Annotated in this window: 22 protein-coding genes; 9 read left to right on the forward strand and 13 right to left on the reverse strand. The window is 62.5% G+C overall.

Annotated elements, in window-relative coordinates; genetic code table 11:
* Positions 1–102: 102 nt before the first annotated feature.
* Positions 103–609, forward strand: coding sequence for a DUF1993 domain-containing protein (locus C9427_RS01755; protein ID WP_107647493.1), 507 nt, complete (start codon positions 103–105; stop codon positions 607–609).
* Positions 610–658: 49 nt separating this feature from the next.
* Here the strand turns inward: C9427_RS01755 and C9427_RS01760 are convergent, their stop codons facing one another.
* Entirely contained in the window at positions 659–823 is a 165-nt protein-coding gene (locus C9427_RS01760) for a DUF1127 domain-containing protein (RefSeq protein WP_097575216.1), read from the reverse strand.
* 347 nt (positions 824–1,170) lie between these two features.
* Here C9427_RS01760 and C9427_RS01765 point away from each other — a divergent pair, with 347 nt between their 5' ends.
* On the forward strand, positions 1,171–2,238 hold the full coding sequence (locus C9427_RS01765; protein ID WP_107647494.1) for an aldo/keto reductase: 1,068 nt from the start codon (positions 1,171–1,173) through the stop codon (positions 2,236–2,238).
* A gap of 48 nt (positions 2,239–2,286) precedes the next feature.
* Entirely contained in the window at positions 2,287–3,552 is a 1,266-nt protein-coding gene (locus tag C9427_RS01770) for a cysteine desulfurase-like protein (protein ID WP_107647495.1), read from the forward strand.
* Positions 3,553–3,564: 12 nt separating this feature from the next.
* Here the strand turns inward: C9427_RS01770 and C9427_RS01775 are convergent, their stop codons facing one another.
* From C9427_RS01775 to C9427_RS01795, 4 genes are all read right to left on the reverse strand, one after another.
* Positions 3,565–4,587 carry a histone deacetylase family protein gene (locus C9427_RS01775; protein ID WP_107647496.1) on the reverse strand — a complete coding sequence of 341 codons (1,023 nt, stop codon included), beginning with the start codon at positions 4,585–4,587 and terminating at the stop codon, positions 3,565–3,567.
* Positions 4,584–5,099: a GNAT family N-acetyltransferase gene (locus C9427_RS01780; RefSeq protein ID WP_107647497.1), complete on the reverse strand. Its 516-nt coding sequence runs from the start codon at positions 5,097–5,099 to the stop codon at positions 4,584–4,586. Before C9427_RS01780 ends, C9427_RS01775 begins: the two co-directional genes overlap by 4 nt.
* 200 nt (positions 5,100–5,299) lie before the next feature.
* Positions 5,300–6,679 (reverse strand): aminotransferase family protein, encoded by a 1,380-nt coding sequence (locus C9427_RS01790; protein WP_107647499.1) that lies wholly within the window; start codon positions 6,677–6,679, stop codon positions 5,300–5,302.
* A gap of 1 nt (position 6,680) precedes the next feature.
* The gene (locus tag C9427_RS01795) at positions 6,681–8,321 is read right to left on the reverse strand and encodes a N,N-dimethylformamidase beta subunit family domain-containing protein (protein WP_107647500.1); all 1,641 of its coding nucleotides are present in this window, start codon (positions 8,319–8,321) and stop codon (positions 6,681–6,683) included.
* A 156-nt stretch (positions 8,322–8,477) separates the two neighbouring features.
* Here C9427_RS01795 and C9427_RS01800 point away from each other — a divergent pair, with 156 nt between their 5' ends.
* Positions 8,478–8,726, forward strand: a complete 249-nt coding sequence (locus C9427_RS01800) for a ParB N-terminal domain-containing protein (protein WP_008875526.1) — start codon at positions 8,478–8,480, stop codon at positions 8,724–8,726.
* A 141-nt stretch (positions 8,727–8,867) separates the two neighbouring features.
* Positions 8,868–9,824: an alpha/beta fold hydrolase gene (locus C9427_RS01805; RefSeq protein ID WP_107647501.1), complete on the forward strand. Its 957-nt coding sequence runs from the start codon at positions 8,868–8,870 to the stop codon at positions 9,822–9,824.
* Between the two features lie 68 nt (positions 9,825–9,892).
* Here the strand turns inward: C9427_RS01805 and C9427_RS01810 are convergent, their stop codons facing one another.
* The gene (locus C9427_RS01810) at positions 9,893–10,921 is read right to left on the reverse strand and encodes an isopenicillin N synthase family dioxygenase (RefSeq protein WP_107647502.1); all 1,029 of its coding nucleotides are present in this window, start codon (positions 10,919–10,921) and stop codon (positions 9,893–9,895) included.
* Between the two features lie 186 nt (positions 10,922–11,107).
* Between C9427_RS01810 and C9427_RS01815 the strand changes: the two genes are divergently transcribed.
* From C9427_RS01815 to C9427_RS01825, 3 genes are all read left to right on the forward strand, one after another.
* A complete protein-coding gene (locus C9427_RS01815; RefSeq protein ID WP_107647503.1) occupies positions 11,108–11,506 on the forward strand; it encodes a GFA family protein in 399 nt (132 codons plus the stop codon).
* 122 nt (positions 11,507–11,628) lie between these two features.
* Entirely contained in the window at positions 11,629–11,841 is a 213-nt protein-coding gene (locus C9427_RS01820) for a hypothetical protein (RefSeq protein ID WP_107647504.1), read from the forward strand.
* A 191-nt stretch (positions 11,842–12,032) separates the two neighbouring features.
* Entirely contained in the window at positions 12,033–13,115 is a 1,083-nt protein-coding gene (locus C9427_RS01825; RefSeq protein WP_107647505.1) for a glycoside hydrolase family 25 protein, read from the forward strand.
* A 637-nt stretch (positions 13,116–13,752) separates the two neighbouring features.
* On the opposite strand, the gene C9427_RS01830 is transcribed toward C9427_RS01825, so the two are convergent.
* The 5 genes from C9427_RS01830 to C9427_RS01850 form a co-directional block, all read right to left on the reverse strand.
* The gene (locus tag C9427_RS01830) at positions 13,753–17,520 is read right to left on the reverse strand and encodes a vitamin B12-dependent ribonucleotide reductase (protein ID WP_107647506.1); all 3,768 of its coding nucleotides are present in this window, start codon (positions 17,518–17,520) and stop codon (positions 13,753–13,755) included.
* Between the two features lie 624 nt (positions 17,521–18,144).
* Positions 18,145–18,633, reverse strand: a complete 489-nt coding sequence (locus tag C9427_RS01835) for an NUDIX hydrolase (protein WP_107647507.1) — start codon at positions 18,631–18,633, stop codon at positions 18,145–18,147.
* Positions 18,634–18,834: 201 nt separating this feature from the next.
* Positions 18,835–19,335, reverse strand: a complete 501-nt coding sequence (gpt, locus tag C9427_RS01840; protein ID WP_006200882.1) for a xanthine phosphoribosyltransferase — start codon at positions 19,333–19,335, stop codon at positions 18,835–18,837.
* 114 nt (positions 19,336–19,449) lie between these two features.
* Positions 19,450–20,283: a universal stress protein gene (locus tag C9427_RS01845; protein ID WP_107647508.1), complete on the reverse strand. Its 834-nt coding sequence runs from the start codon at positions 20,281–20,283 to the stop codon at positions 19,450–19,452.
* A gap of 80 nt (positions 20,284–20,363) precedes the next feature.
* Positions 20,364–21,107 (reverse strand): competence/damage-inducible protein A, encoded by a 744-nt coding sequence (locus C9427_RS01850; RefSeq protein WP_107647509.1) that lies wholly within the window; start codon positions 21,105–21,107, stop codon positions 20,364–20,366.
* Positions 21,108–21,432: 325 nt separating this feature from the next.
* On the opposite strand from C9427_RS01850, the gene C9427_RS01855 reads away from it, so the two are divergent.
* Entirely contained in the window at positions 21,433–21,711 is a 279-nt protein-coding gene (locus tag C9427_RS01855) for a hypothetical protein (RefSeq protein WP_107647565.1), read from the forward strand.
* A gap of 96 nt (positions 21,712–21,807) precedes the next feature.
* Here C9427_RS01855 and C9427_RS01860 read toward each other — a convergent pair whose 3' ends face one another.
* Entirely contained in the window at positions 21,808–22,716 is a 909-nt protein-coding gene (locus C9427_RS01860) for a carbohydrate ABC transporter permease (RefSeq protein WP_107647510.1), read from the reverse strand.
* A gap of 1 nt (position 22,717) precedes the next feature.
* Positions 22,718–23,569: a carbohydrate ABC transporter permease gene (locus C9427_RS01865; RefSeq protein WP_425351625.1), complete on the reverse strand. Its 852-nt coding sequence runs from the start codon at positions 23,567–23,569 to the stop codon at positions 22,718–22,720.
* Positions 23,570–23,638 lie beyond the last annotated feature (69 nt).

The raw sequence follows: 23,638 nt of genomic DNA on the forward strand, positions 1-23,638 counted from the left end.
ATTCTATCATAACGATTGCGGCGGCGCGGTGACGCTTGAAGAATCGCTGAGGAAGGCGCTACGTCCCGCCGCCGGCATTCCGGCCGGACAGGAGAAACTCACGTGACCATATCGATGTACGAGGCATCCGTGCCGGTGTTTACGGCCAGATTGAAAGCATTGTCCGACATACTGTCGGCGGCCGAACAGAATGCGCTTGATCGCAAGATCGATCCGCAGGTGTTTTTGACCTCGAGGCTTGCGCCCGACATGTTCGCCTTGACCAGACAGGTACAGATTGCCACCGACCACGCCAAGGGCGCGCCGTCACGGCTTGCCGGCCGCGAAGTGCCGAAATACGAGGACAATGAGGCGAGCTTTGCCGATTTGCAGGCGCGCATTGCCAAGACCCTGGATCTTTTAGCGACGTTCTCGGCTGCCGATTTCGAAGGCTCGGATGACAAGGTGATCGAACTGAAGCTTGGCCAGCGCGAAATCTCGATGGCAGGCCTGCAATATCTGCTGCATCTGGCCATGCCCAACTTCTATTTCCACGTGACCACCGCCTACGGCATTCTACGCCACAATGGCGTGCCGCTGAGCAAGGCGATCTTTTTGGGATCACGCTGAGATTTTTGGGTTTCCCGGTCCCGCCGGGAAACCTGAAGCTACCAGATATTCAGCGCAGGGACATCTCGCGGGCGATGCGCGGGAAGTCGGCCGGCTTGACGCCGATGTCGGCGCGGTCGGCATTGCTCATCGCGTTCAGCAGGGCAAGTGCCGCGCGATAGCGCAGATGCTCCTGCGGACGCGGCCGGGCGAACATTTCAGTGAAGAACCCCATGAATCATGGCCCCTTGTTGATCCTCCACGGCCCTCAATATAGGCAAATCATGACAATTGTGCAGTGCAGCATTTGCATGGCAGCCATGCCGCATCGATTTTTTTGATCACAATCGACGTGTCCGTTGAAACTTCTGGCGCGGTCGAACGTACGTATAGTGCCGGCCTAGGGCCGGTTTTCCTCGCCATTCCTGGCGAACTTCCGGACTGCACGAAAATGCAGTCCGGCTTTTTGTATCAGCGCAACGAGATCAATGGCGGCCGGGCTTGGAGACGAGCGGTGCCTTCCTGTATGTTGCAGCTTCATCCCCGCGCAGCCGCGCAAATTTCCCGCCGGAGAAAAATTCCATGGATAAACGCCGCCTCGGTCGGACCGATCTTCTTGTTTCCCAGATATGTCTTGGGTCGATGACCTGGGGCCAGCAGAACACCGAGGCTGATGGCCACGCCCAGATGGACCTGGCGTTTTCGCGCGGCGTCAATTTCATCGATACGGCCGAGCTCTATCCGATCCCGCCCAAGGCCGAGACACAAGGCCGGACCGAGAAGATCATCGGCAGCTGGATGAAGGCCAGAGGCAACCGCGACCAAGTGATCCTGGCCTCGAAAGTGGTCGGCCGCACCGCCAATGCATGGTTTCGCGGCGACCGCCCGTCGAAGCTGGTACGCGCCGACATTTTCGACGCCGTCGAAAAGTCGCTGGCCAAGCTCGGTACCGACTATATCGATCTTTATCAGATCCATTGGCCGGAACGCGATATACCCTGGGGCGCCAACCCGAACCGCATCGGCGCCGTGCCACGGCGGGCCGACGCTGTTGGCGCGCCGGCCGGCGAGACGCCGATCGCCGAGACGCTGGCCGTCTTCGACGAACTGGTGAAGGCAGGAAAAATCCGCCATTTCGGCCTGTCGAACGAGAGTTCCTGGGGTGTCATGCGCTTCATCGCCGAGGCCGACAAAGGCATCGGGCCGCGCGTGGTCTCGGTGCAGAACGCTTACAATCTCGTCAACCGCGGCTTCGAGGTGAACCTCGCCGAGGTCTGCGAGCGCGAGCAGATCTCGCTGCTTCCGTATTCGCCGCTGGCGCAGGGCTATTTGACCGGCAAATACGACCATGGGGCGCGGCCGCAGGGCTCGCGCTCGCAGCTCTTCAACCGCGGCCAGCGCTATGAGACGCCGAATGCCGCGGCAGTGCTGCTCGAATACAACGAGTTGGCGCGCTCCTTTGGCATGGAGCCGGCGCTGTTCGCCAATGCCTTTGTAGCGAGCCGGCCCTTCGTCACCTCGAACATCGTCGGCGCAACCGCCATCTGGCAGCTCGAAATGGCGCTGTCGTCAGTCGACGTGACCTGGACCGAGGAGATGCAGAAGGCGGCCGATGCCATCCACCAGCGCGTCGGCAACCCATGTCCCTAGTGTGGCGGGTCGAAATTATCCAGCAATAACAAGCGGGAGGGGACAGAAATGAATTTTCCGATCGAGGCCGTGCGGGAACGATTTCCGGCGCTATCCCTGACCGACAAGGGCCGCCGTCGCATCTATCTTGACAACCCGGCCGGCACGCAGGTGCCGCAAGCGGTCGCCGATGCGGTGGCGCGCTGCCTTTTGACCACCAACGCCAATCTCGGCGGGTTCTTCGAGACCACGGTGGCGGCGCAGGCTGTCGTGGACGCCGCCCATGCGGCCATGGCCGATTTCCTCGGCGCCGCGAGCCCTGAGGAAATCATCATCGGCGCCAACATGACGACGCTGACCTACCACATGTCGCGCACGCTCGGCCGCACGATGAAACCGGGCGACGAGATCATCCTCACCCGCATGGACCATGAGGGCAATGTCTCGCCCTGGCTGCAACTGGCCGAAGACCTTGGCCTCGTCGTGCGCTGGCTGCCTTTTGACGAGCAGAGCTGGCAGGTCGAGGAGGCGGCGCTTGCCGGGCTGATCACCAACAGGACACGGCTCGTCGCCCTGAACTACGCCAGCAACCTCACCGGTTCGATCAACCGCGTGAAGGCTTTGACCCGCATCGCAAAACAAGCCGGCGCCCTGGTTTATGTCGATGCCGTGCAGTTCGCGCCGCACGGCCTGATCGACGTGCAGGATCTCGGCTGCGATTTCCTGATCTGCTCGGCCTACAAATTCTTCGGCCCGCATATGGGCATTCTGTGGGGGTGCCGCGCGGTCATCGATGCGCTGCAGCCGTACAAATGCCGCTGTTCGTCCAACGGCCTGCCGGAACGGTTCGAACTCGGCACGCCGCAAATCGAGCTGATGGCCGGCCTGTCGGCCGCTGTCGACTATTTTGCCGAACTGGGCGCTGCGGCGGGCGAGGGCGGGTCGCGGCGGCGCAAGATTGCCAGGGCGTTCGAGCTGTCCATCGCCTATGAGAATCCGTTGGCGCAAAGGCTGATCGACGGTCTGTCCGACATTTCAGGCCTGGCCATCCACGGCATCACCGATTCGGCCCGCCTCGGGGAACGCGTGCCGACGGTTTCCTTCAGCGTCGACGGCATGGACCCGGAGACGATCGCGCGACAGATGAACGCCGAAAACATCTTCCTGTGGTCCGGCCACAACTATGCCTGGGAGATCGTCCAGCAGCTCGGCATTCCGGCCGAACAGGGCGTCGTGCGCATCGGCATTGCGCACTACAACACGGCGGCCGAAATTGACGAGACGCTGGAAAGCGTGCACCGGGTGATCGCCATGCTGAGGCAACAGCGATCCTGAGCGGCACGAAAACTACTTGCCGCCGAACCCGGTCAGAAACGCGGTGAGATTGTCGCCGAGTTCGTCGCAGAGATAGCCGCCTTCCTGGACGATGACCGTCGGCAGGCCGAGCCCGGCAATGGCCTCGCCGATGCGCGAGAAGCCCGGTGTCGTCACCGACAGCCCGCCGAACGGATCGCCTTCGAAGGCATCGAGCCCCAGCGCCACCACCAGCGCTTCCGGCGCAAAGGCGCGGATGCGCTGGAACGCCACGTCCAGCGCGTCGAGGAACGCCGCATCGCCGGATTTGCGGGCCAGCGGCAGGTTGAGATTGTAGCCGAGGCCCGCGCCGTCGCCGCGCTCGTCGGCATAGCCCCAGAAGAACGGGTAGAAGCGCACCGGGTCGGCATGCAGCGAGATCGTCAGCACGTCCGGCCGCGCATAGAAAATGCCTTGCGTGCCATTGCCGTGATGCAGGTCGACATCGAGGATCGCCACACGGGCTGCTTGTCGGCGCAAGACCTGCGCTGCTACCGCCGAATTGTTGATGAAGCAGAAGCCGCCGGCGACATCGGCAAAAGCGTGGTGGCCAGGCGGACGGCAGAGCGCATAGGCAGCTTGCGCGCCTGCCATCACCGCCTCGGCGGCCTCAACCGCGCTCCAGGCGCTCCACAGCGCGCTCTGCCACGTCTCGGCGGAGATCGGGCAAGCGGTGTCGGCCATATGGTAGCCGGCCTGGCCGACCGCCGAAGCCGGATAGGAGCCGCCGCGCGCGATCGGGTGGATGTTGGGGATGACTTCAGCCGAGGCGCCCTCGATGCGTTGCCAGCGCGTGAAGATATGCTCGAGGAAATCGAGATATTCGGGCGTATGCACCGCAGCAATCGGGCCTAGCCCATGATCCCTAGGTCGCTCGATCGTGCAGCCGGCGGCCTTGGCTCCAGCCAACAATCGCTCGACGCGTTCGGGTTTTTCAGGGTTGGGCTGTGGTGCGCCACTTGAGAGGAAGGCCTTGGGGTCGTGGCGTTTCTGCTCCTCGGCATAGAAGGCTTTCACTCTCGCTCTCCATCGTCCGATGCATCGGCGAAGGCGAAGAAGGCGTCGCCGACGACCTTCTGCACCTGCTCGTAGCTCGACCAGGCGATGCCAAGCCTTTCGTAAAAGGCCTTGGCGGTTTCATTGTCGGTATCGACGGACAGCCGGAGATAGACGCCGCCCTCCTTCCGGCATTCTCGCGCGACCCGGCGCAGCAGGCGCTCGCCGATCCTGCGGCCGCGAAAACGGTCGTCGACATAGAGGTCCTGCACATAGACGCCGGGCCGCCCCATCCAGGTCGAGAAGATCGGGAAATGCAGGCAAAGGCCGGCGAATTCGCCGCCCACTTCCGCGATCAGGGTGGAGAAGGCAGGTTTTTCGCCAAAGCCGTAGGTGCGCAAATCCTCAACCGTCGAGGTAATTTCCTCAGGCGCACCGATATGCACGCCAAGCCGCAGGATCGCGGCATGGATCGTCTCGACGTCCTCGACGGTACCAAGTCGGATGAGGACCTTGGGCGAGGGAGCCGTCACTGGAAGCGCAGCGCCAAGGCACCCCCCTCTGTCCTGCCGGACATCTCCCCCTCAAGGGGGGAGATCAGATGTCGCTTCGGCATTCGCCAATCTTCAACGTTGAAGAAAGGGAGCGGTCGGCGAAGCTGCCGATCTCCCCCCTTGAGGGGGAGATGGCCGGCAGGCCAGAGGGGGGTGCGACCGGTCGCCATAGTCCGCCCTCAACCCTCGACCGGCAGATCAAGCTCCGCGGCGAGCACTTCAAGCGACTCGCCGATGATGGCGACGATTTCGCCGATCTGCTCGGCGGTGACGATCATCGGCGGCGCGACCATGAAATTATCACCGTCGACGCCGCCCTTGACCCGCCTGCCATAGATGATCAAGCCGCGCTCATAGGCGAGGTCGAGCAGTCGTTGCGTGGCCTTCTTCGCCGGCGCGATCGGCCGCAGCGTATCGGGATCGGCGACCATCTCGGCGCCCAAAAGCAGGCCCTTGCCGCGCACGTCGGCGATAAAGGGGAAGCGTTTGGCCAGTGCTTTCAGCTCGCTGATCAGCAGCTTGCCCATGGCGGCCGCATTGGCGATCAGGTCGAGCCGGTCCATTTCGCCCAGCACAGCAAGGCCGGCGGCGCAGGCCAACGGATTGCCGGCATAGGTGTGGCCGTGCTGGAAGCCGCCGGAGGCGAGCAGCGGCTCGACCAGACGAATCGGTGCCGCCAGCGCGCCGAGCGGCGCGTACCCCGAGCCAAGCCCCTTCGACAGCGCGACGATATCGGGCTTGCAGTTCCAATGGTCGCCGCCGAGGAACTTGCCGGTGCGCCCGGCGCCGCTCATCACTTCGTCATGGACGAGCAGGATGCCATGGCGGTCGCAGATCTCGCGGATGCGCGGATAGTAGCTGTCGGGCGCCACAAGGGCTGCGGTTGCCGCACCACCGACCGGCTCCATGATGAAGGCGAGCACGCTTTCCGGCCCCTCGGCGAGGATCCTCTCCTCCAGCATGTCGGCATAACGGATGCCGCGCTGTTCCATCGAAAGGTTGTCGCGGTCGCGCCAGGCAGTTGGCGCCGGTACGGTCGGCATCACCTGCATCAATGGCGTGAAGGCTTCGGCCAGGGCATCGTCGCCGGTGACGGCGAGCGACCCTAAAGTGCCGCCATGATAGGACGGAAAGCGCGTGATCACCTTCCAGCGCTTGGGTTGGCCGGTAGCGACCGCCCATTGCCGGGCCAGCTTGATGCAGGCTTCCGTAGCCTCCGAGCCGCCCGAGACGAAGAAGATCCGGTCCATGCCTTCGGGCAGCTTACCGGCCAGCTCGCGTGCAAGCTCTTCGGCCGGCTCATTCTCGAAATGCAGCCGGTAGGCGAAGGTGGCGCGATCCATCTGCCGCTTCATGGCGTCGAGCACATTGCGGTTGGAGTGGCCGATATTGGCGACCATCGGCCCGCTCGATCCGTCGATGAAACGGCGACCGTCCTGTGTCCAGATGTAGATGCCCTCGGCGCGGTCGACCAGCGGCCGGCGTAGGCTGGACAAATAGAACAGATGCGATGGCGACCGGGCCGCGATATCTGGCGCTGAGGTCTGGGATTTCGGCATGTCAGGTCTTTCCGAGGTAGCGGTCGAGAACATTTTTCGTCACGCGCTCGACCATCGCATCCTGCCTTAGCAGGCCGGCGACCCATTCGCAGCTTCCGGCGTGGAAAACCTCGCCCTTGCCGCGCGGGAAATTGACGATCATGCCGTTGCCGCGCTTGACCTTGTCGAGATTGGCATCGCTCGCCTCGCCGAACAGCGTCTCTGCGGTGAAACGGCCGTCCTCGTCGCCGAGAAACTGGTCCTTGAGCGGGATGTCGGCGCTTTCCTCGACCTGGCTCGCCATGCCGACGGCAAGCACTTGCAGGCCGTCAGGCGCGCCGCTTGCGGCTGTCGGATAGGGCAGGCCGCCGCGAAGTTCGAAATCGAGCCCGTCGACCTCGTAGCCATAGACATGGCTGTCGGCGCCGAGCAGGTCGCCATAATAGATGCCGGTGCCGGCGAAGGCCCAGTGCTCCGGCCTGTAGACCGGAAAGCCGCGCACGCCGCGCGGCGCGCAGCCGCCCCAGCCGGCATAGACGCCCCTGGTCGCATTGAGCCCGAAGGTCGCCGAACCCGGCCGGCCGATTTCCGGCGCTTCCCAGGAATTGGTGGCGCGGGTGACGTCGCCGCCGCGATAGGCCGGGTCCTCGGCGCGGGCGCGGTATTTGTAGCAGACCTGCCGGCGGCCCTCGTCCTCCAGCCTGGTCTGCCACATGAAATTGCCGGCAAAGCGCGCCGCATGGCCACCGCTTGTCACATAGGCGTCGACCGCGTCGCGCATCTCCCAAGTCCAGTATTCGTCATGGCCGACGAAGACGACGCAGTCGTAGCCATCGAGGATTTCGGGCGAAAAATGCAGATCGTGCTGGCTGGCGAGATCCACGGCATAGCCCGAGCGCTCGGCAAAGCGGAAGAAATGGCTGTCATAGCTCGCCCAGCCGGAGGAGGCGTATTTCTTCGAATGGCCGGTGGCGAAGGCCCATTCCATATGCGGATAGCGCGGCACGGTCCTGGGCGGCACAGCGACCTCCAGCGGCACGCGCGGCGCTTCCCTCGGCAGCACGACGAAGCCGCGGCACCATGGCCGCTGCGTCGACACCATGCGCGCATACTGGTCGCGGTTTGGGCCGGTGATGCCTTCATAGTGATTGGAGCCACCCCACGTGTTGTAGGCAAGCCATGTACCTGTCGCCGCGATTTGCAGCACGCGGCCGGGCTTTTGGCCGAGCTGCGGAGCGACGATGAAAAGATGGTGGCAGTGGGCCGGCTGACCGTCGCGTCCATCGGCCGTCAGCGTGACGCGATAGGCGCCGGACGGCCAGTCGTCGCCGATCCCGAATTCGAACGATGCTTCCCAGCCGCAACCCTCGACCGAGCACTGGTCCGGCGTGTCCTGCCAGCGCGCCGCGATGCCGGCTTTCTCGAACAGCTTGGTCTCACTGCCGCCGTCACGGATAATGGTGATGCCAAAGATTGGGGCCGTCGAGCTGACATGCAGCGCCACCGTTTCGCCCGCGCGGTATGAGAAGCGGTCTGTGTAACACCAGATCTCGCCGCGCTCGCCATCCATGCCCGGCCGCTCCCAGTAGTGGGTGCGCACCGCCTGCCGGCGTTGCTCCGGCGTCAGTCCGAAATCGGGAAATTCGGTTGGCAGATGGGTCATGAGCACCGAAAGAGTGACAGGCCGCCATTTCGGCCATCCGCCAGCCGGGCGTCAAATGGAAACGATCGGGCCAGCATTCGGCCGCATCGCTCTTGGCCCCATTCGTCAAACGGACTATCTCAGGTGAGGGCGGCAATCTCTGCCGCGGGAGACGTCATGCTGCGAGTGCAAAAGGTCAAGGTCGACGACATCTATGTGCCGACAGCGCGCAAGAAGACGCTGCATCCCGAGACCGTCCGGCATCTGGCCGAGGATATTCTGGAAAACGGCATGAAGACGCCCATCCAGGTCCGCCACGACGGCAAGCGCCATATCCTTGTCGAGGGCCTGCACCGGCTGGAAGCGGCGAAGTGGCTCGGCGAGACCGAGATCGACGCCTATCTCGTCCAGGCCAAGCGCCATTAAGGCGACGGGCCGTCCATCGCAATCACCTGTCATCGTCCGTATTTTTTTCGCGAACCGTGTCGGCCAGCGCTTTGCCCGCCCGTCTTTCAGGCGGAACCGAAAGCAAGCGGCCCTGAATCGCCGTCACCGGAGGAGTTTGACATGTCCCGATCGATGTTTTTCGCCATTATTGCCTCGGCCGTCGCACTCCTTGCCGCGCCGGGCGCCACCACCGCGGAGGAGACTAAACCCGCCATGACCACCGAGACGAACACAATGCCCAAGCCGGAAAAGTCCGGCCTGCTGCCGGTCGACGGCCTGGATTATTATTACGCCGTCTATGGCAAGGGCGAGCCGCTGCTTCTGCTGCATGGCGGCCTCGGTACATCGGACATGTTCGCACCGCTCCTGCCCAAGCTCGCCGAGAACCGCACAATCATCGCGGTCGACCTGCAGGGGCATGGCCGCACCGCGCTCGGCGAACGTCCGTTCACCCTTGAGGCGATGGGCGACGACATGGCCGCGATCGTCAAGGCGCTCGGCTACGATCATGTCGACGTCATGGGTTATTCCCTGGGCGGCGGCGTTGCCTTCCGCATGGCCGTCCAGCATCCAGAAGCGGTGCGCCGGCTGGTTCTTGTCTCGACCGGCTATGCCGCCGACGGCTTCTATGCCGAGATGCGTGGCCAGCAGGCGCAGGTCAGCGCCGCCACCGCCGATTTCATGAAGGACACGCCGATGTACAAATCCTATGTGGCGGTGGCGCCGCGCCCGCAGGATTTCCCGAAACTGCTCGACACGCTCGGCAACTTCATGCGCAACGACTATGATTATTCGGCCGACGTCGCCAAGCTGAAGATGCCTGTCATGCTGGCCTATGGCGACGGCGACATGTACCGGCCCGAGCACGAGATCAAGTTCTACCAGATGCTCGGCGGCGGGTTGAAGGACGCCGGCTGGATGCGCGAGAACCTGTCGCAGAACCGGCTGGCCATCCTGCCCAACCGCACCCACTACGACGTCTTCTTCGCCCCGGAACTGACAGCGGCAGCGCTGCCTTTCCTCAATGGCGAGACCAGGGTCAAGAGCTGGGACGAGGTCGTCAGCGAAACGAAATAGCCGTCTGACATCTGCCTGTCGGCCGTCTCGGAGATGGCCGGCAGTCTCGTGGCGCCTGCCGATCTTCTTCAGGAAGCCTTGGCGCGGCGCGGCTCTCTCAGATGTTTGATCCCTGCCATCTCGACGAAATTCGTCGCCGACTCCCAGAGATAGTCGCCATAGAGAAACGGCTCGAAGGGTTGCGCGCCGGCGAGCGGCAGCGGCGCGATCTCGGCGTCGACACGCGGCTCATAGAAGAACGGGATCGAATAGCGTGCGGTTTTCGGCGCAATCACCCGGTGCCGTGTCGCCCTGACCCGGCCGCCCGTCCAGCGCTCCAGCAACTGGCCGAAATTGACCGCCAGCGTGCCGTTGGCCGGCGGCACGTCGATCCATTCGCCCGCCAGGTTTTTCGCCTGCAATCCCTCGACGCCGTCCTGCGCCAGCAGCGTGACGAAACCGGAATCGGCATGTTCGCGCCCGATGATGCTGCGCGTCTCGCCCTTGTGGACCACCGAGAATTCCGGCCCGCTGGTGTCGATGCCGGCATTCGCCTCGCGCAGGGGATAGCGGATCAGCCGCAAGGTCGAAATGCCGCCTTGGAAATCGGCGTCGAAGATCGTTTCCGGCAGGCCGAGCCCGCGCGCAATCGAGCGCATCAGCGCATTGCCCACCGCTTCCATGGCCCGGTAATAGCTCGCGGCCGCATCGCGCCAGCCGGGCAGTGTTTCCTCGGCGGGCAGGGGCGTCGGCTCGCGCAGCGGATCGTCCGATTGGGCGCCTTTGGAGGCTTGCCCATGCGCAAGGTCCGGCCCCATGTCGATGCCTTCCTTGTAGGACACGGCGGTGGGCTGCAGCGGGAACCAGCCGCGATAGACGTTCTTTTTCGTGCGGTCGAAATTCCAGCGCAGCAATTTCTGCTTCTCGCCATCGGGCAGGGCAAAGATGCGCAGCAGCTCCATTCGCTTTTCGGGCGTCAGCCATGCATCGCCGGGAAAATCCTTGATCGCCATGAAGCCGATGCCCGAGGCGGCGGAGAGAATCCTGGCGTCGGTACGGTCGCGGTCGGGCGAGGGCGGCTCGAACAGAGCTGCAATCCCGATGGTTTCGATATCCATGGCCTCTCTCCCAATCTGCCGACGTAAGCAGGCGCAATGGCCGGCATCCTGTCAATCCCGTGTCGTTGGGCCAAAACGGATCGCGGTTGCATCACGGCGATAGATGGAGCCATCAGGGCTTTTCAATTGACCGGGCCATGCCCGTCGCTACCTTGCCCGCGAGTTTCCAGGCAATGGATCAGGGCGATGGCGAGATATCAGGGCGGATGCCTGTGCGGCGCGGTGCGCTACCGCGCCGAGGCCGCGCCGATCAATGAGCGCGTCTGCCATTGCGGGCTCTGCCAGAAGGCGATCGGAGCCGCGTTCAACGCACGCATCCTGTTCCGCATTGACGATGTGACGGTCGACGGGCCGGTGGCGACGGTGAATTCCTCGCCCGATCTCAAGCGCGGCTTCTGCGCGGCCTGTGGCACGACGATGTTTTCCCGGCGCGATTCAGCCGGCATCATCGGCGTTACCACAGGCTCGCTGGACGATCCGTCCCTGTTCAGGCCGCAGATGCATATGTGGACCGCCTCGAAGCAGCCCTGGGTGCGGCTCGATGACGGCCTGCCGCAATATGAAGGCGCGCCGCCACCCGCTTGATCGTCTGCCTCCCTGCACAAAAAATTAATCCAGAACCACGAGATAGCCGGCAAAGCGTCATTGGTGGGCCATCATTGCCTGCCTATCTATCGCCTGCGGGCCGGCAGTCGAGGAGGCGATCGATGGACGATAGAATCAACACACTGGATGAACTCTTGAGCGATCCGATGGTCCAGCTCGTGATGCAGCGTGACCGCGTGCGCCCCGAACAGGTGCGCGTATTGCTCGAACGTGTCCGTGGCCGGGTGGCCGGGGAAGCGCCTGCCATCGGGCCTCAGCTGCCGCCGGCACATATGGTGGCCAGGACCTGCCAGAAGCTGTGGCTGTGCCGGTAAAATGCGTCGCCTGATTCCGTCACGCGCGTAGTGTCGGCAACGTCGATTCGGTCCTGCTCCGCCCGGCAGGGTAAAAACGTCGTAAAAATTTGATTCAATCTTTGTTGGTAATTTCTCGTTAGTACTCTGGACTGGTTTGTCCGGCGGCGTGTGTCTGCCTTCGGTCTGTTGTGTTTTGCGTACAGGTCCAGATGCGGTTACCAGGCGTCGTCATTTTCTCGCTCGCATCGCTTTGGCTCGCCGGCTGTTCGTCGACGGCGGGCGTCGATGCCCTGCAGATACCGTCGAACGAGACGACAAGTTCGGTGCCGCGGCCGAGCGCGCCGGTCGCCTCCGGGCCGTCTGTTGGGGTGCCGACCGCCGGCCTCGCGCCGATGAAATCCGAAGCCCCCATGAGATCCGAAGCCCTTGCCGAGAGCGATCGGCCCTTTGGCCTGGCTGAGGAGGAAACGGTGGCGTTTCCTGAATTGCCCGACAGCGCCGAACCTCCGGTCGAGCCCGCGGCCCTGATATCGCAGCCAAAACGCCTGTCACGCGCCGCGCCAGCCATGCTTGCCTCGCCGGTCACGCGCTATGGCTTTCGCGACGCCAAGCCGATCAATTTCGGCCGGGGGGCCTCACCACGGCATCTTGCTGTCCACGGCGTCGACGTCTCGCGCTGGCAGGGCGACGTCAACTGGAGCAAGCTGCGCGCCCAGGGCGCCAACTTCGCCTACATCAAGGCGACCGATGGCGGCGACCATCTCGATCCCCTGTTCATGAAGAACTGGCGCAATGCCGACGCCGCCGGTCTGAAGCGCGGCGCCTATCACTTTTTCTACTGGTGCCGCACGGCAGGCGAACAGGCCGACTGGTTCATCCGCAACGTGCCGAGGGTCGAGGGTGCCTTGCCGCCGGTGATCGACGTCGAGTGGAACGGTGACTCCTCCTGCAAGCGGCGGCCGTCGCGCGCAACGGTGCTGGAGAAGATGCAGGTGTTCATGGACAAGCTTGAGCGCCACTACGGCCAGCGCCCCATCATCTACACCGCGCCCGATTTCTACCGCGACAATCTGCGCGGCGCATTCCCCGATTACCCATTCTGGCTGCGCGCCGTAGCGCAGCACCCGTCAAAGGTCTATCCCGGCCGCAAATGGCTGTTCTGGCAATATTCCGGCTCCGGCCTGTCGCACGGCGTGAGAGGCCGCATCGACCTCAACGTGTTCCATGGCGATGAACGCGCCTGGCGGGCATGGGCGGGTGGCAGCCGGGAGATGGTGGCTGAGGCCGAGTAGGGAGAGCGCTGCTTGCCTTCTCCCCCTGTGGGAGAAGGTGGATTGGCGCGTAGCGCCAAGACGGATGAGGGGTGCTGGACGGAATGAGGCGTTGGTGTCTTCTGGAACACCCCTCATCCGACCGAGCTTCGCCCGGCCACCTTGCCGGCCACGGTGACGCGCCCGACAAACTTCTCTTAGCCCCCGTTTACTTCTTGCGTGGCGGCTCGTTCTTGGTGTCCCCATAACCTGGCTTGGGAACTCGTTCGACTGTGGTCGTGTTAGGGCGGCGCTCTGCTTCCTTTACAGGAATGAATTGGCCGCTCTTTGAGCTACGTCCAATATCGAAAGTCTTGCGTTCATTGGTAGTCATTTGCGTATCTTTCTCTAGGACTCGCCTCAGCTACCTCGACTCCAAGAACCGACTCCCCATATAGTATCCTTGCTACAGGAGATGGGATTTCGGTCTCGTCGCCCCGCGTGGGCTTCGGCTTATTCGCGGTATCCAAGGCCGGTCCGAGAGGGTCGGCCTTGGTGTTTTCAGGGGATGTCACATAAAGACATCCTTATGCGTTTGTACTCTTTTTGTTCCTCTTGCCATTTCGGCCCGATCTTACGACCGGGCCGACGATGTTACGTTTTAGCGACCCAATTCCCCTCAACTACACCCGCTCGTCGAACCGCACGTATCGCACTTCTCGCAGGTGCCGTTTCGCACCATGGTGAAATTGTGGCATTCCGAGCATTCATTGCCGGTGTAGCCCTGCATCAGCGACTGCTGACGCCTGGTCGCGGCAAGCGCCTTTGCCTCGGCGGCTTCCTGCGCGGCGGCATCGGTGAACAGTTCGCCCGAAGCCTCTTCGGCCTGTTCCTCGTAGACGATGTCCTCGACCAGCTCCTTCGCCCGCTCCTCGTAGTCGCGCTTGTAGGCGATGGCTTCGTCGCTGGCCGGCTTCAGCGCCAGAACGTTGGAGCCGGAGAAGGCGGTCGGTGCTGCGCGGGCAGGGGTTCCGGACCCGCCTGCGGCAAAGCCCTTGGGCTGCTCGGTGCCCGATACCAGCTTCACCGGCGAGGCGCCGCGCATCAGCCCCTTCGAAAACGGAGTCGCCTTACCTTCATTAATACCGCGCCCAAGTGCCGTCTTGTCGAAATCCGACTGGTCGACATGGGCGAGGTCGTGACGGCCGAGATAGGACACGGCAAGCTCGCGAAACACATAGTCGAGGATCGATGTGGCGTTCTTGATCGCGTCGTTGCCCTGCACCATGCCTGCCGGCTCGAACTTGGTGAAGGTGAAGGCCTCGACATATTCGTCGAGCGGCACGCCATATTGCAGGCCGAGCGAAATGGCGATGGCGAAGTTGTTCATCATCGCGCGGAAGGCAGCGCCTTCCTTGTGCATGTCGATGAAGATCTCGCCGATGCGGCCGTCATCGAATTCGCCGGTCCTGAGATAGACCTTGTGGCCACCGACGACCGCCTTCTGGGTGTAGCCCTTGCGGCGGTTCGGCAGTTTTTCACGGTCGCGGTAGAGCCGCTCGATGACGCGCTCGACGATCTTCTCCGTCACCTGCACGGCGCGCTGCGCCGCCGGTGCCGCGATCAGCTGCTCGACCGCGTCGTCCTCGTCCTCCTCGCCATCGGCGAGCAGCGAGGCGTTGAGCGGCTGCGACAGCTTCGAGCCGTCGCGATAGAGCGCGTTGGCCTTCAGCGCCAGCTTCCATGACAGCATATAGGCGCCCTTGGCGTCTTCCACCGTCGCGTCGTTGGGCATGTTGATGGTCTTGGAGATGGCGCCCGAGATGAAGGGCTGCGCCGCCGCCATCATCATGATGTGGCTGTTGATCGACAGCGAGCGCTTGCCGATCTTGCCGCATGGGCTGGCGCAGTCGAACACCGCCAGGTGCTCGGCCTTGAGGAACGGCGCGCCTTCCAGCGTCATCGCGCCGCAGACATGGATGTTGGCGGCCTCGATGTCCTTCCTGGAGAAACCCAGCGCCGGCAGGATCTCGAACGAGAAATCGTTGAGCTGCTCGTCGGTGAAGCCAAAATTCTCTTTCACCCAGTCGGCGCCCAGTGTCCACTGGTTGAAGACGAACTTGATGTCGAAGGCAGACTTCAAGGCTGCGTTGAGCGCGGCGATCTTGTCGTCGGTGAAGCCCTTCGCCTTGAGCGAGCCGGGGTTGATGCCGGGCGCCTGGTTGAGGTTGCCGTGGCCGACCGCATAGGCCTCGATCTCGGCGATCTGGCTTTCGGAATAGCCCAGCGTGCGCAGCGCTTCCGGCACGGCGCGGTTGATGATCTTGAAATAGCCGCCGCCGGCGAGCTTCTTGAACTTCACCAGCGCGAAGTCGGGTTCGATGCCGGTGGTGTCGCAATCCATGACCAGGCCGATCGTGCCGGTCGGCGCGATCACGGTCGCCTGCGCATTGCGGTAGCCATGCTCCTCGCCGAGCTCGATGGCGCGGTCCCAGGCAGCCTTCGCATGCTCGGCAAGCGCCGGCTGCTTGAGGTCGGAAGCGACCAGCGGCACCGGGTTGACGGCGAGCTTCTCGTAGCCGTCCTTGTCGCCGTAGGCAGCGCGGCGATGGTTGCGCATGACGCGCAGCATGTTCTGCGCGTTGCGGTCATAGTCGGGGAAGGCGCCGAGCTCGGATGCCATCTCGGCCGAGGTGGCATAGGCCGTACCCGTCATGATTGCGGTGAGTGCTGCGCAGATGGCGCGGCCCTCGTCCGAGTCATAGGGGATGCCCGAGGTCATCAGCAGGCCGCCAATATTGGCATAGCCGAGGCCGAGCGTGCGGTATTCGTAGGAAAGCTTGGCGATCTCCTTCGACGGAAACTGCGCCATCATCACGGAGATTTCCAGCACGATGGTCCACAGCCGAACCGTATGCTCATAGGCTGATATATCGATCGTGCCGTCCCCATTGCGGTAGGGCAAAAGGTTGATCGAGGCGAGGTTGCAGGCCGTATCGTCGAGGAACATGTATTCCGAGCACGGGTTGGACGCCCGGATCGCACCGGCCGAAGCGCAGGTGTGCCAGTCGTTCATCGTCGTGTTGAAATGCAGGCCCGGGTCGGCCGACGCCCAGGCGGCATAGCCGATCTTTTCCCAGAGATCCCTGGCCTTCAGCGTCTTCAGCACCTTGCCGTCCTTGCGGGCGGTGAGGTGCCAGTCGGCGTCCTGCTCGACGGCGCGCAGGAAATTATCCTTCAGCGACACCGAATTGTTGGAGTTCTGGCCCGAGACGGTGAGATAGGCATCCGAATCCCAGTCGGTGTCGTAGGTCTTGAACGACATCGAGGTGTAGCCCTGCTTGGCGAACTGGATGACCCGGTAGATGTAGTTCTCCGGCACCGCGTCCTTCTTGGCCAGCTTGATCTCGCGCTTCAGCGCGGTGTTGATCGCCGGATCGAAGCAGTCGTCGTCCTGGCCTTCGCAGTTGATGCAGGCCTTCATGATCGCTTCGAGATGCTTCTTGACGATCTTGGAGCCGGTGACCAGCGAGGCGACCTTCTGCTCCTCATTGACCTTCCAGTCGATGAATTCCTCGATATCGGGGTGGTCGGCGTCGACAATGACCATTTTCGCCGCGCGGCGCGTCGTGCCGCCCGACTTGATGGCGCCCGCCGCGCGGTCGCCGATCTTCAGGAAGCTCATCAGGCCGGACGAACGGCCGCCGCCGGACAGTTTTTCGCCTTCGCCGCGAAGGAACGAGAAGTTGGAGCCGGTGCCGGAGCCGTATTTGAACAGGCGCGCCTCGCGCACCCACAAATCCATGATGCCGCCTTCATTGACGAGATCGTCCTGCACGCCCTGGATGAAGCAGGCATGCGGCTGCGGATGCTCGTAGGACGACTTCGACTTGGTCAGCTTGCCGGTGAACGGGTCGACATAGAAGTGGCCCTGGCTCGGGCCGTCGATGCCGTAGGCCCAGTGCAGGCCGGTGTTGAACCATTGCGGCGAGTTTGGCGCGACACGCTGGGTGGCCAGCATATAGGCAAGCTCGTCGCGGAAGGCGCGCGCGTCTTCCTCCGACTTGAAGTAGCCGCCCTTCCAGCCCCAATAGGTCCAGGTGCCGGCAAGCCGGTCGAAGACCTGGCGGGCGTCGATCTCGGAACCATAGCGCTCGGCTTCCGGCAGCTTGGCCATTTCCGCCTCGTCGGCGACGGAGCGCCACAGGAAGGAGGGGACGTCGTTCTCCTCGACCTTCTTCAGGCGCGCGGGCACGCCAGCCTTGCGGAAATACTTTTGCGCCAGGATGTCGGCGGCAACCTGGCTGAACTGCGCCGGCACATCGATATTGTCGAGGCGAAACACCACCGAGCCATCCGGATTTTTGATCTCCGAAAGCGCCTTGCGGAATTCGATCTCCGCGTAAGCTGATTGACCCTGCTTGGTGAAACGACGCTCGATGCGCATTGGCCCTTTTCCTTTTGTCTATATATAGCGCTTTTCCCCGGGGATTTCTGCCCCCAATGCGAAACGCGCATGTCCGCCGTCTGCCGGCGTTCGAGAACGGCCGGCTCCCTTTTCACAGCATCCGCCGCCCTGCTGGCCAAACTCCTTGCGAAGTCCCTGATCCAACGCGCCGGCGGACCCTGTGGTCCCTCAAAACTGAAACTTTTTCGACTCCCTCAATCGAGGGGAAGTCCACACTATCTAGCGTCGAACCTATCTGCAAACACTAAATATAGTGTTAACAGACAATTTATTCCAGTCCGACAATTCTCCCTTTCGTCTCCCCAAGCCCCACCAGTCCCAACGCTTCCGCCGGCCTCGTAAACGGGCGGAAATGCGGGCAAAACGCACAAAATCCGGGAAAAAAGACCGGGCTCAGAACTTTCCGGTCGCGCTCTCAACAGGAACGCATGGCCTATAAAAGGCGACTCGTTTTGCGCCGTCAAGGATTCGTTTGCGTAGCTTTTGTGACCCCAACATCTTGTGTGTCACACATGTGGATAACGGGGATAGAAAGGGCCGCCGGGGATTGTGATTTGCCCTTTTAGAGGCGCTGCGGCTTCGGCCTGCGAAACGCTGTCCCGCTCAGGAGGATCCGCGCGGGTTGGAGCAGAAATCAGCGATAATCTCGCAAAGATCCGGCTCGTTGACCATGTGCACGGCCTCGGTGGAGGTGACCCATTTGCGGGTGCGCGCGCGTTTTTCCTTCCACCGGTCGGCGATCTTGTCGACCTGCAGCGGAAACACCAGGACTTCGCAAGGCACTTCCTCGCCGGAGGCCAGTGCCTTGGCATAGAAGTAGCGGCCGACCTCGATGTGGGAGATTGTGCCACGCAACCCGGCTTCCTCGCCGGCCTCGCGCGCCGCCGCCTCGCAAAGCGGCTCCTTGGCCTCGGGCCAGCCCTTGGGCAGTACCCAGCGGCCGGTATCGCGGCTGGTGATCAGCATGATCTCGACACTGGGTCCAATGTCGCGCCACGGCAGCGCTGCAACCTGCAGGCGGCACGGCGCAGTGCCAAAAAGTCGCCGGACCCGTGTAGCCAGGTGGTTATGCGTCGTTAGTCTCGTCAACATTGGAGAAGCTTGCCCCCAGCCCCCAGAATCATTTGTCGCCTTACAAATTATACAACCAATATAAGCAGTAAGAGTAAAAAACTTCACATGAATTGGCTAAAATGCGACAATAAGCAGGATTTCATTCAACAATACCCGTTGCGCCATCCCGCGAGACAAATACGTCTTTAGGGCCTGTTGGAGTGGGAAGCGTTGCGCGGATCAGCCGGCGTGGTCGTCGGCAATCGGCTTCTGGTAGGTGAAGCCCATGTCCCAGGGAAAATAGATCCAGGTATCCTGGCTGACCTCGGTGACAAAGGTATCGACCAGCGGCCTGCCTTTCGGCTTGGCGTAGACGGTGGCGAAATGCGCCTTGGGCATCATGGCGCGCACGATGCCCGCCGTCTTGCCGGTGTCGGTGAGGTCGTCGATGATCAGCACGCCGGCGCCGTCATCGGCGAGCAGCGCCGGAGTGATCTCCTTCAGCACCTGCAACTGCCCTTGACTGGTGTAGTCGTGATAAGAGGCGACGCAGACCGTCTCGATGACCCGAATGCCGAGTTCGCGTGAGATGATGGCAGCCGGAACCAGTCCGCCGCGCGTGATGCAGACGATCGCCTTCCACTGGCCTTTGTTGGCCCCGGCAAGCCGCCAGGCAAGGGCGCGCGCGTCGCGATGGAACTGATCCCAGGAGACAGGGAAGGCCTTTTCGGGAAGGGACATTTTTCGCGCACTCCACAGCGCGCGAAATCGCGCGCAGACACTTGAGGGAATGCGCGCGGAATTAACTGGAAAGGCTTGGCCTTGGCAAGGGCGGCGGCAAGCCTGCCTGTGGACTTACCGCGACAGGAAGGCGGCCACCTGCGCTGTCCGCAGCACCGTGCGGGTAACGCCGCCGAACAAAAGCTGGCGCAGCCAGGAGTGGCTGTAGGCGCCGAGCACGACCAGGTCTGCGCCGGTTTCGGTAATCCTGGTCTGGATCACGTCATCGACCGAGGTGCCGCCCGACTGCAGCACCGAGACGCTGACGGTGGCGCCGTGCCTGGATAGCGCCGCGGCGATTTCGGCGCCGGCGGCTTCCGGGTTTTCGTCGAGCGTGTCCGGCGGATCGATGACCACGATATCCGTCTTCTCGGCTTCTACGATGAAGGGCAAGGCGTCGAAGGCGGCGCGCGCGGCTTCCTTGCTGCCGTTCCAGGCCAGCAGCACATGCTTGAAGCTGGTGACGAGCGGGCCGGAATGCGGCACGACCAGCACCGGCCGTCCGGCGTCATAGACCAGCGTATCGACATCGGCGCTTGCATCGCCGTCCGACTCGCGCTGCGCGGCAACGACCAGATCGCAGGTGCGCACGCTGGAAATGCCGGTCAGCGCACTGTCGCCTGAAAAACTTTCGAGACTGCGCCATTCGAACGACAGACCGGAATCCTCGATGCGCTTGAGGAAAAGCGCCTGCAGCTTGTCGGCGCGCTCCCGGCTCATGTCGGCTGAAACCTGCAGGAACTCCGTGTCGGGGAAACCGGTGGCCGACGTGTAGGGGACGGGAAGCGCTTCGGCATGAATGCCAATGAGATGGCTCTGGAACCTGGCTGAGAGCGGAATGGCGCAATCGAGCACGCGCTCCGCGTCCTCCTCGTTCTGCAGTATCGCGACGATGGTCTTGAATCGCATGGTAATCCCTCACTTTACGGCGATTGGAACTCGCCGGCGGGAAACGTTATAGCACCATGCTTGGTTCCGATCCTGGCTGATCAACTGGCTGTGCTGGCAAAGCCCGCGACCATTGCCTCGACATCGGCGCGGGCGGCGTCCAATGCCTCCTGGCTGCGGGCGCGAACAACCAGTTCCGTCCAGAACTTGCCGTCGCCATATTTCGGATAGGAGCCGATGATCGTATCGGGATGGGCCTTTTGGATGTCGGCGAGCGGTCCGCCGATCAGGCCTTCGCCGAACGGACAATGCACGGTTGCCGACAGCATTTTCGTGCCGGCCTTCAGCGTCGGCACGACATTGTCGAGCATCGCCTGGAAAATCGCCGGCACGCCGGCCATGACATGGACATTGCCGATGCGAAATCCCGGCGCGATGGAGACAGGATTGTCGATATGGTCGGCGCCGCGCGGCATGCGTGCCATGCGCTTGCGCGCCTCGGTATATTCGATGCCGCGCGCGGCATAGCTCGCTTCCAGCATGGCATAGGCCTTGGCGTCGTATTCGCATGGCACGCCGAAGGCCTTGGCAATCGAATCCGCCGTTATGTCGTCATGCGTCGGGCCGATGCCGCCGGTCGTGAAGACATAGGTGTAGCGCATCCGCACGGCATTCAACGCGGCGACGATCTCGTCTTCCTCGTCGGGCACGATGCGCACTTCCTTCAGGTCGATGCCGATCGCCGTCATGATGTCGGCGAGGTGGCCGATATTCCTGTCCTTGGTGCGGCCGGACAGAATCTCGTCGCCGATGACGAGCATGGCGGCAGTAACGATTTCAGGCATGAGAGGCTCCGGCAAAAGGTTGCCTTGGGCAGACGGGGTCGCTTGGAGGCAGACACAGTCGCCTGGGGCAGACAGGGTCGCCTGAGATAGCGCGGCGTGCGGCCGGCGGCAATGCCATCAAACGACCGAACGAATACGCATTGCCTGCTGCCAAGGCATCAGCGGCGCCTTCACGCATCGGTCACAAAAAGGTGTCGAAACCGGCTCGCCATCACGATTTTTTCATCGAACCCGCACTCTGCCAGTGGGTTTTCCTTCGTCGAACCAAAGTCGACGATATCCGGAATCCTCCGATATCTGAATTCCATGGAATGGAGTAATGTTCATGCTTACGAAAATTCTCGCAGCCTCGGTCCTCACGATTGGCCTTGCCACATCGGCAATGGCGCAACAGTCGGGCGCTCACCACGTCCGCCATCGCGCGGTCTCGAGCAACGAACAGATGATGACCGTTGATCCGAACACCACCGGCAGCATCAATGGCGACACTTCAGGCCTTGACAGCCTCGGCAATCCCGGGCCGGTCGGACCTTGTGCGTCGAATACCCCTGGACCGGACGCCAATGCCGGCCTGAACGTCAACGATCAGTACTGCGGCAAGTAATCAGGCTTCGTTATGAACCGGCCGGCAGGGTGCCCGCACGGGCATCCGGGCGGCCGGCAAACTCCCACGGTTGGCAAAAGCTCGACCGCGAGCAGGCTATTCCTTGACCGCGCCGGTCATCGAGGAAACGTAGTGCTCGACAAAGAACGAATAAAGCACAACGACCGGCAGCGAGCCGATCAGCGCGCCCGCCATCAGCGCACCCCATTCATAGACGTCGGAGCGGACGAGCTCCGTTAGCACGCCGACCGGCACGGTCTTGTTTTCGGACGACTGGATGAACGTCAAGGCATAGATGAACTCGTTCCATGACAGCGTGAACGCGAATATGCCCGCGGAAATCAGGCCGGGCACCGACAGCGGCAACACGATCTTGGTGAGAATCTGCCACCGGCTCGCCCCGTCGATCAGCGCGCATTCTTCCAGTTCGAACGGGATGGAACGGAAATAACCCATCAAGAGCCACGTGCAGAAGGGGACCAGGAAGGTCGGATAGGTGAGGATGAGCGCGAACGGCGTATCGTAAAGCCCGAGGTTGAACACCATCACCGACAGCGGAATGAACAGGATCGAAGGCGGCACGAGATAGGCGAGGAAAACCGCGAGGCCGACCTGCCGCGCCCCGGAAAACCGCAGCCGCTCGATCGCATAGGCCGCAAACACCGAGGCCAGCAGCGACAGGAAAGTGGCGGCGGTCGAGATGATGATCGTGTTGAGCAGCCAGCCCGGATACGACGTGTCGAACAAGAGATAGCGGATGTGCTCGAACGTCGGATGCACAACCCAGAACGGGTTGAAATTGGCGTAGTCGGTCATCTCGAGATTGGGCTTAACCGCGGTGATCGTCATCCAGTAGAACGGGAACAGCAGCACGATGACGAACACCAGAAGCGGCAGATAGACCGTCACCACACGCCGCGGCAGGCTCTGAAGGTAGCCCATGCCACCTTCGTCGAGTTCGGGACGTTTCGTCTTCCTGGTCGCGGCGCTCTTGATCTCAGCCATGTCAGTCTCCGCCGCCCTGCTGCCATTTGCGGCGTTGCAGGCCGAAATAGCTGAACAGGATCGCCGCCAGCAGGAACGGGATCATGGCGACCGCGATTGCGGCGCCCTCGCCAAGCTGACCGCCGGAAATGCCGCGCTGAAAGGACAGCGTCGCCATCAGATGAGTGGCATTCACCGGTCCACCGCGGGTCAGCACATAGATCAGCTGGAAATCGGTGAAGGTGAACAGCACCGAAAACGTCATGGTGATGGCGATGATCGGCGTCAGCAGCGGCAGCGTCACATAGCGGAACAATTGCCAGCGGCTGGCGCCGTCGAGCGTGGCGGCCTCGTAGAGGGACTGGGGGATCGTCTGCAGGCCGGCAAGCAGCGTGATGGCCACGAAAGGAATGCCGCGCCAGACATTGGCCGCGATGACAGAGGCACGTGCATTCTCCGGATCGCCGAGGAAATTGATGCGATGGTCGATCAGGCCCATTTCCATAAGCGCCCAGGACAGAATGGAGAACTGCGAATCATAGATCCACCAGAAGGCGATGGCCGACAGCACTGTCGGCACCACCCACGGCAGCAGGACGATCGCGCGGAAGAACGATTTGAAAGGCAGGTTCTGGTTGAGGATGAGCGCCAGCCACAGGCCGAGCACGAACTTCAGGATCGAGGCGCTTATCGTGTAGAGCAAGGTGTTGAAAACGGAGAGCCAGAAGACGGCGTCATCCCACAGATATTGATAGTTTTCGATACCTATGAAGATACCGGGGCGGCCGATGCGGGTATCCGTGAAGCCGAGCCAGACGCCGAGCCCGAGCGGATAGGTCAGGAAGACCAGCAGCAGCGCCGCCGCCGGCAGCATGAAGCCGAAACCAAGCGCATTCCGGCTTTCGGACAAGGCCGACAGGCTCCGCGACAGGATCGAAGAACG

The organism is Mesorhizobium helmanticense (assembly GCF_003034915.1).
GTDB lineage: Bacteria > Pseudomonadota > Alphaproteobacteria > Rhizobiales > Rhizobiaceae > Mesorhizobium > Mesorhizobium helmanticense.

Excerpts from the sequence above, each read along its gene's own strand:
- C9427_RS01800 (WP_008875526.1), top strand. The coding sequence starts at position 8,478 with ATGCTGCGAGTGCAAAAGGTCAAGGTCGACGACATCTATGTGCCGACA.
- C9427_RS01860 (WP_107647510.1), bottom strand. The coding sequence starts at position 22,716 with ATGGCTGAGATCAAGAGCGCCGCGACCAGGAAGACGAAACGTCCCGAA.
- C9427_RS01845 (WP_107647508.1), bottom strand. The coding sequence starts at position 20,283 with ATGCGATTCAAGACCATCGTCGCGATACTGCAGAACGAGGAGGACGCG.
- C9427_RS01820 (WP_107647504.1), top strand. The coding sequence starts at position 11,629 with ATGGACGATAGAATCAACACACTGGATGAACTCTTGAGCGATCCGATG.
- C9427_RS01815 (WP_107647503.1), top strand. The coding sequence starts at position 11,108 with ATGGCGAGATATCAGGGCGGATGCCTGTGCGGCGCGGTGCGCTACCGC.
- C9427_RS01810 (WP_107647502.1), bottom strand. The coding sequence starts at position 10,921 with ATGGATATCGAAACCATCGGGATTGCAGCTCTGTTCGAGCCGCCCTCG.
- gpt (WP_006200882.1), bottom strand. The coding sequence starts at position 19,335 with ATGTCCCTTCCCGAAAAGGCCTTCCCTGTCTCCTGGGATCAGTTCCAT.
- C9427_RS01790 (WP_107647499.1), bottom strand. The coding sequence starts at position 6,679 with ATGCCGAAATCCCAGACCTCAGCGCCAGATATCGCGGCCCGGTCGCCA.
- C9427_RS01805 (WP_107647501.1), top strand. The coding sequence starts at position 8,868 with ATGTCCCGATCGATGTTTTTCGCCATTATTGCCTCGGCCGTCGCACTC.
- C9427_RS01835 (WP_107647507.1), bottom strand. The coding sequence starts at position 18,633 with ATGTTGACGAGACTAACGACGCATAACCACCTGGCTACACGGGTCCGG.
- C9427_RS01825 (WP_107647505.1), top strand. The coding sequence starts at position 12,033 with ATGCGGTTACCAGGCGTCGTCATTTTCTCGCTCGCATCGCTTTGGCTC.
- C9427_RS01765 (WP_107647494.1), top strand. The coding sequence starts at position 1,171 with ATGGATAAACGCCGCCTCGGTCGGACCGATCTTCTTGTTTCCCAGATA.
- C9427_RS01770 (WP_107647495.1), top strand. The coding sequence starts at position 2,287 with ATGAATTTTCCGATCGAGGCCGTGCGGGAACGATTTCCGGCGCTATCC.
- C9427_RS01830 (WP_107647506.1), bottom strand. The coding sequence starts at position 17,520 with ATGCGCATCGAGCGTCGTTTCACCAAGCAGGGTCAATCAGCTTACGCG.
- C9427_RS01865 (WP_425351625.1), bottom strand. The coding sequence starts at position 23,569 with ATGCTGCCGGCGGCGGCGCTGCTGCTGGTCTTCCTGACCTATCCGCTC.
- C9427_RS01795 (WP_107647500.1), bottom strand. The coding sequence starts at position 8,321 with ATGACCCATCTGCCAACCGAATTTCCCGATTTCGGACTGACGCCGGAG.
- C9427_RS01855 (WP_107647565.1), top strand. The coding sequence starts at position 21,433 with ATGCTTACGAAAATTCTCGCAGCCTCGGTCCTCACGATTGGCCTTGCC.
- C9427_RS01850 (WP_107647509.1), bottom strand. The coding sequence starts at position 21,107 with ATGCCTGAAATCGTTACTGCCGCCATGCTCGTCATCGGCGACGAGATT.
- C9427_RS01760 (WP_097575216.1), bottom strand. The coding sequence starts at position 823 with ATGGGGTTCTTCACTGAAATGTTCGCCCGGCCGCGTCCGCAGGAGCAT.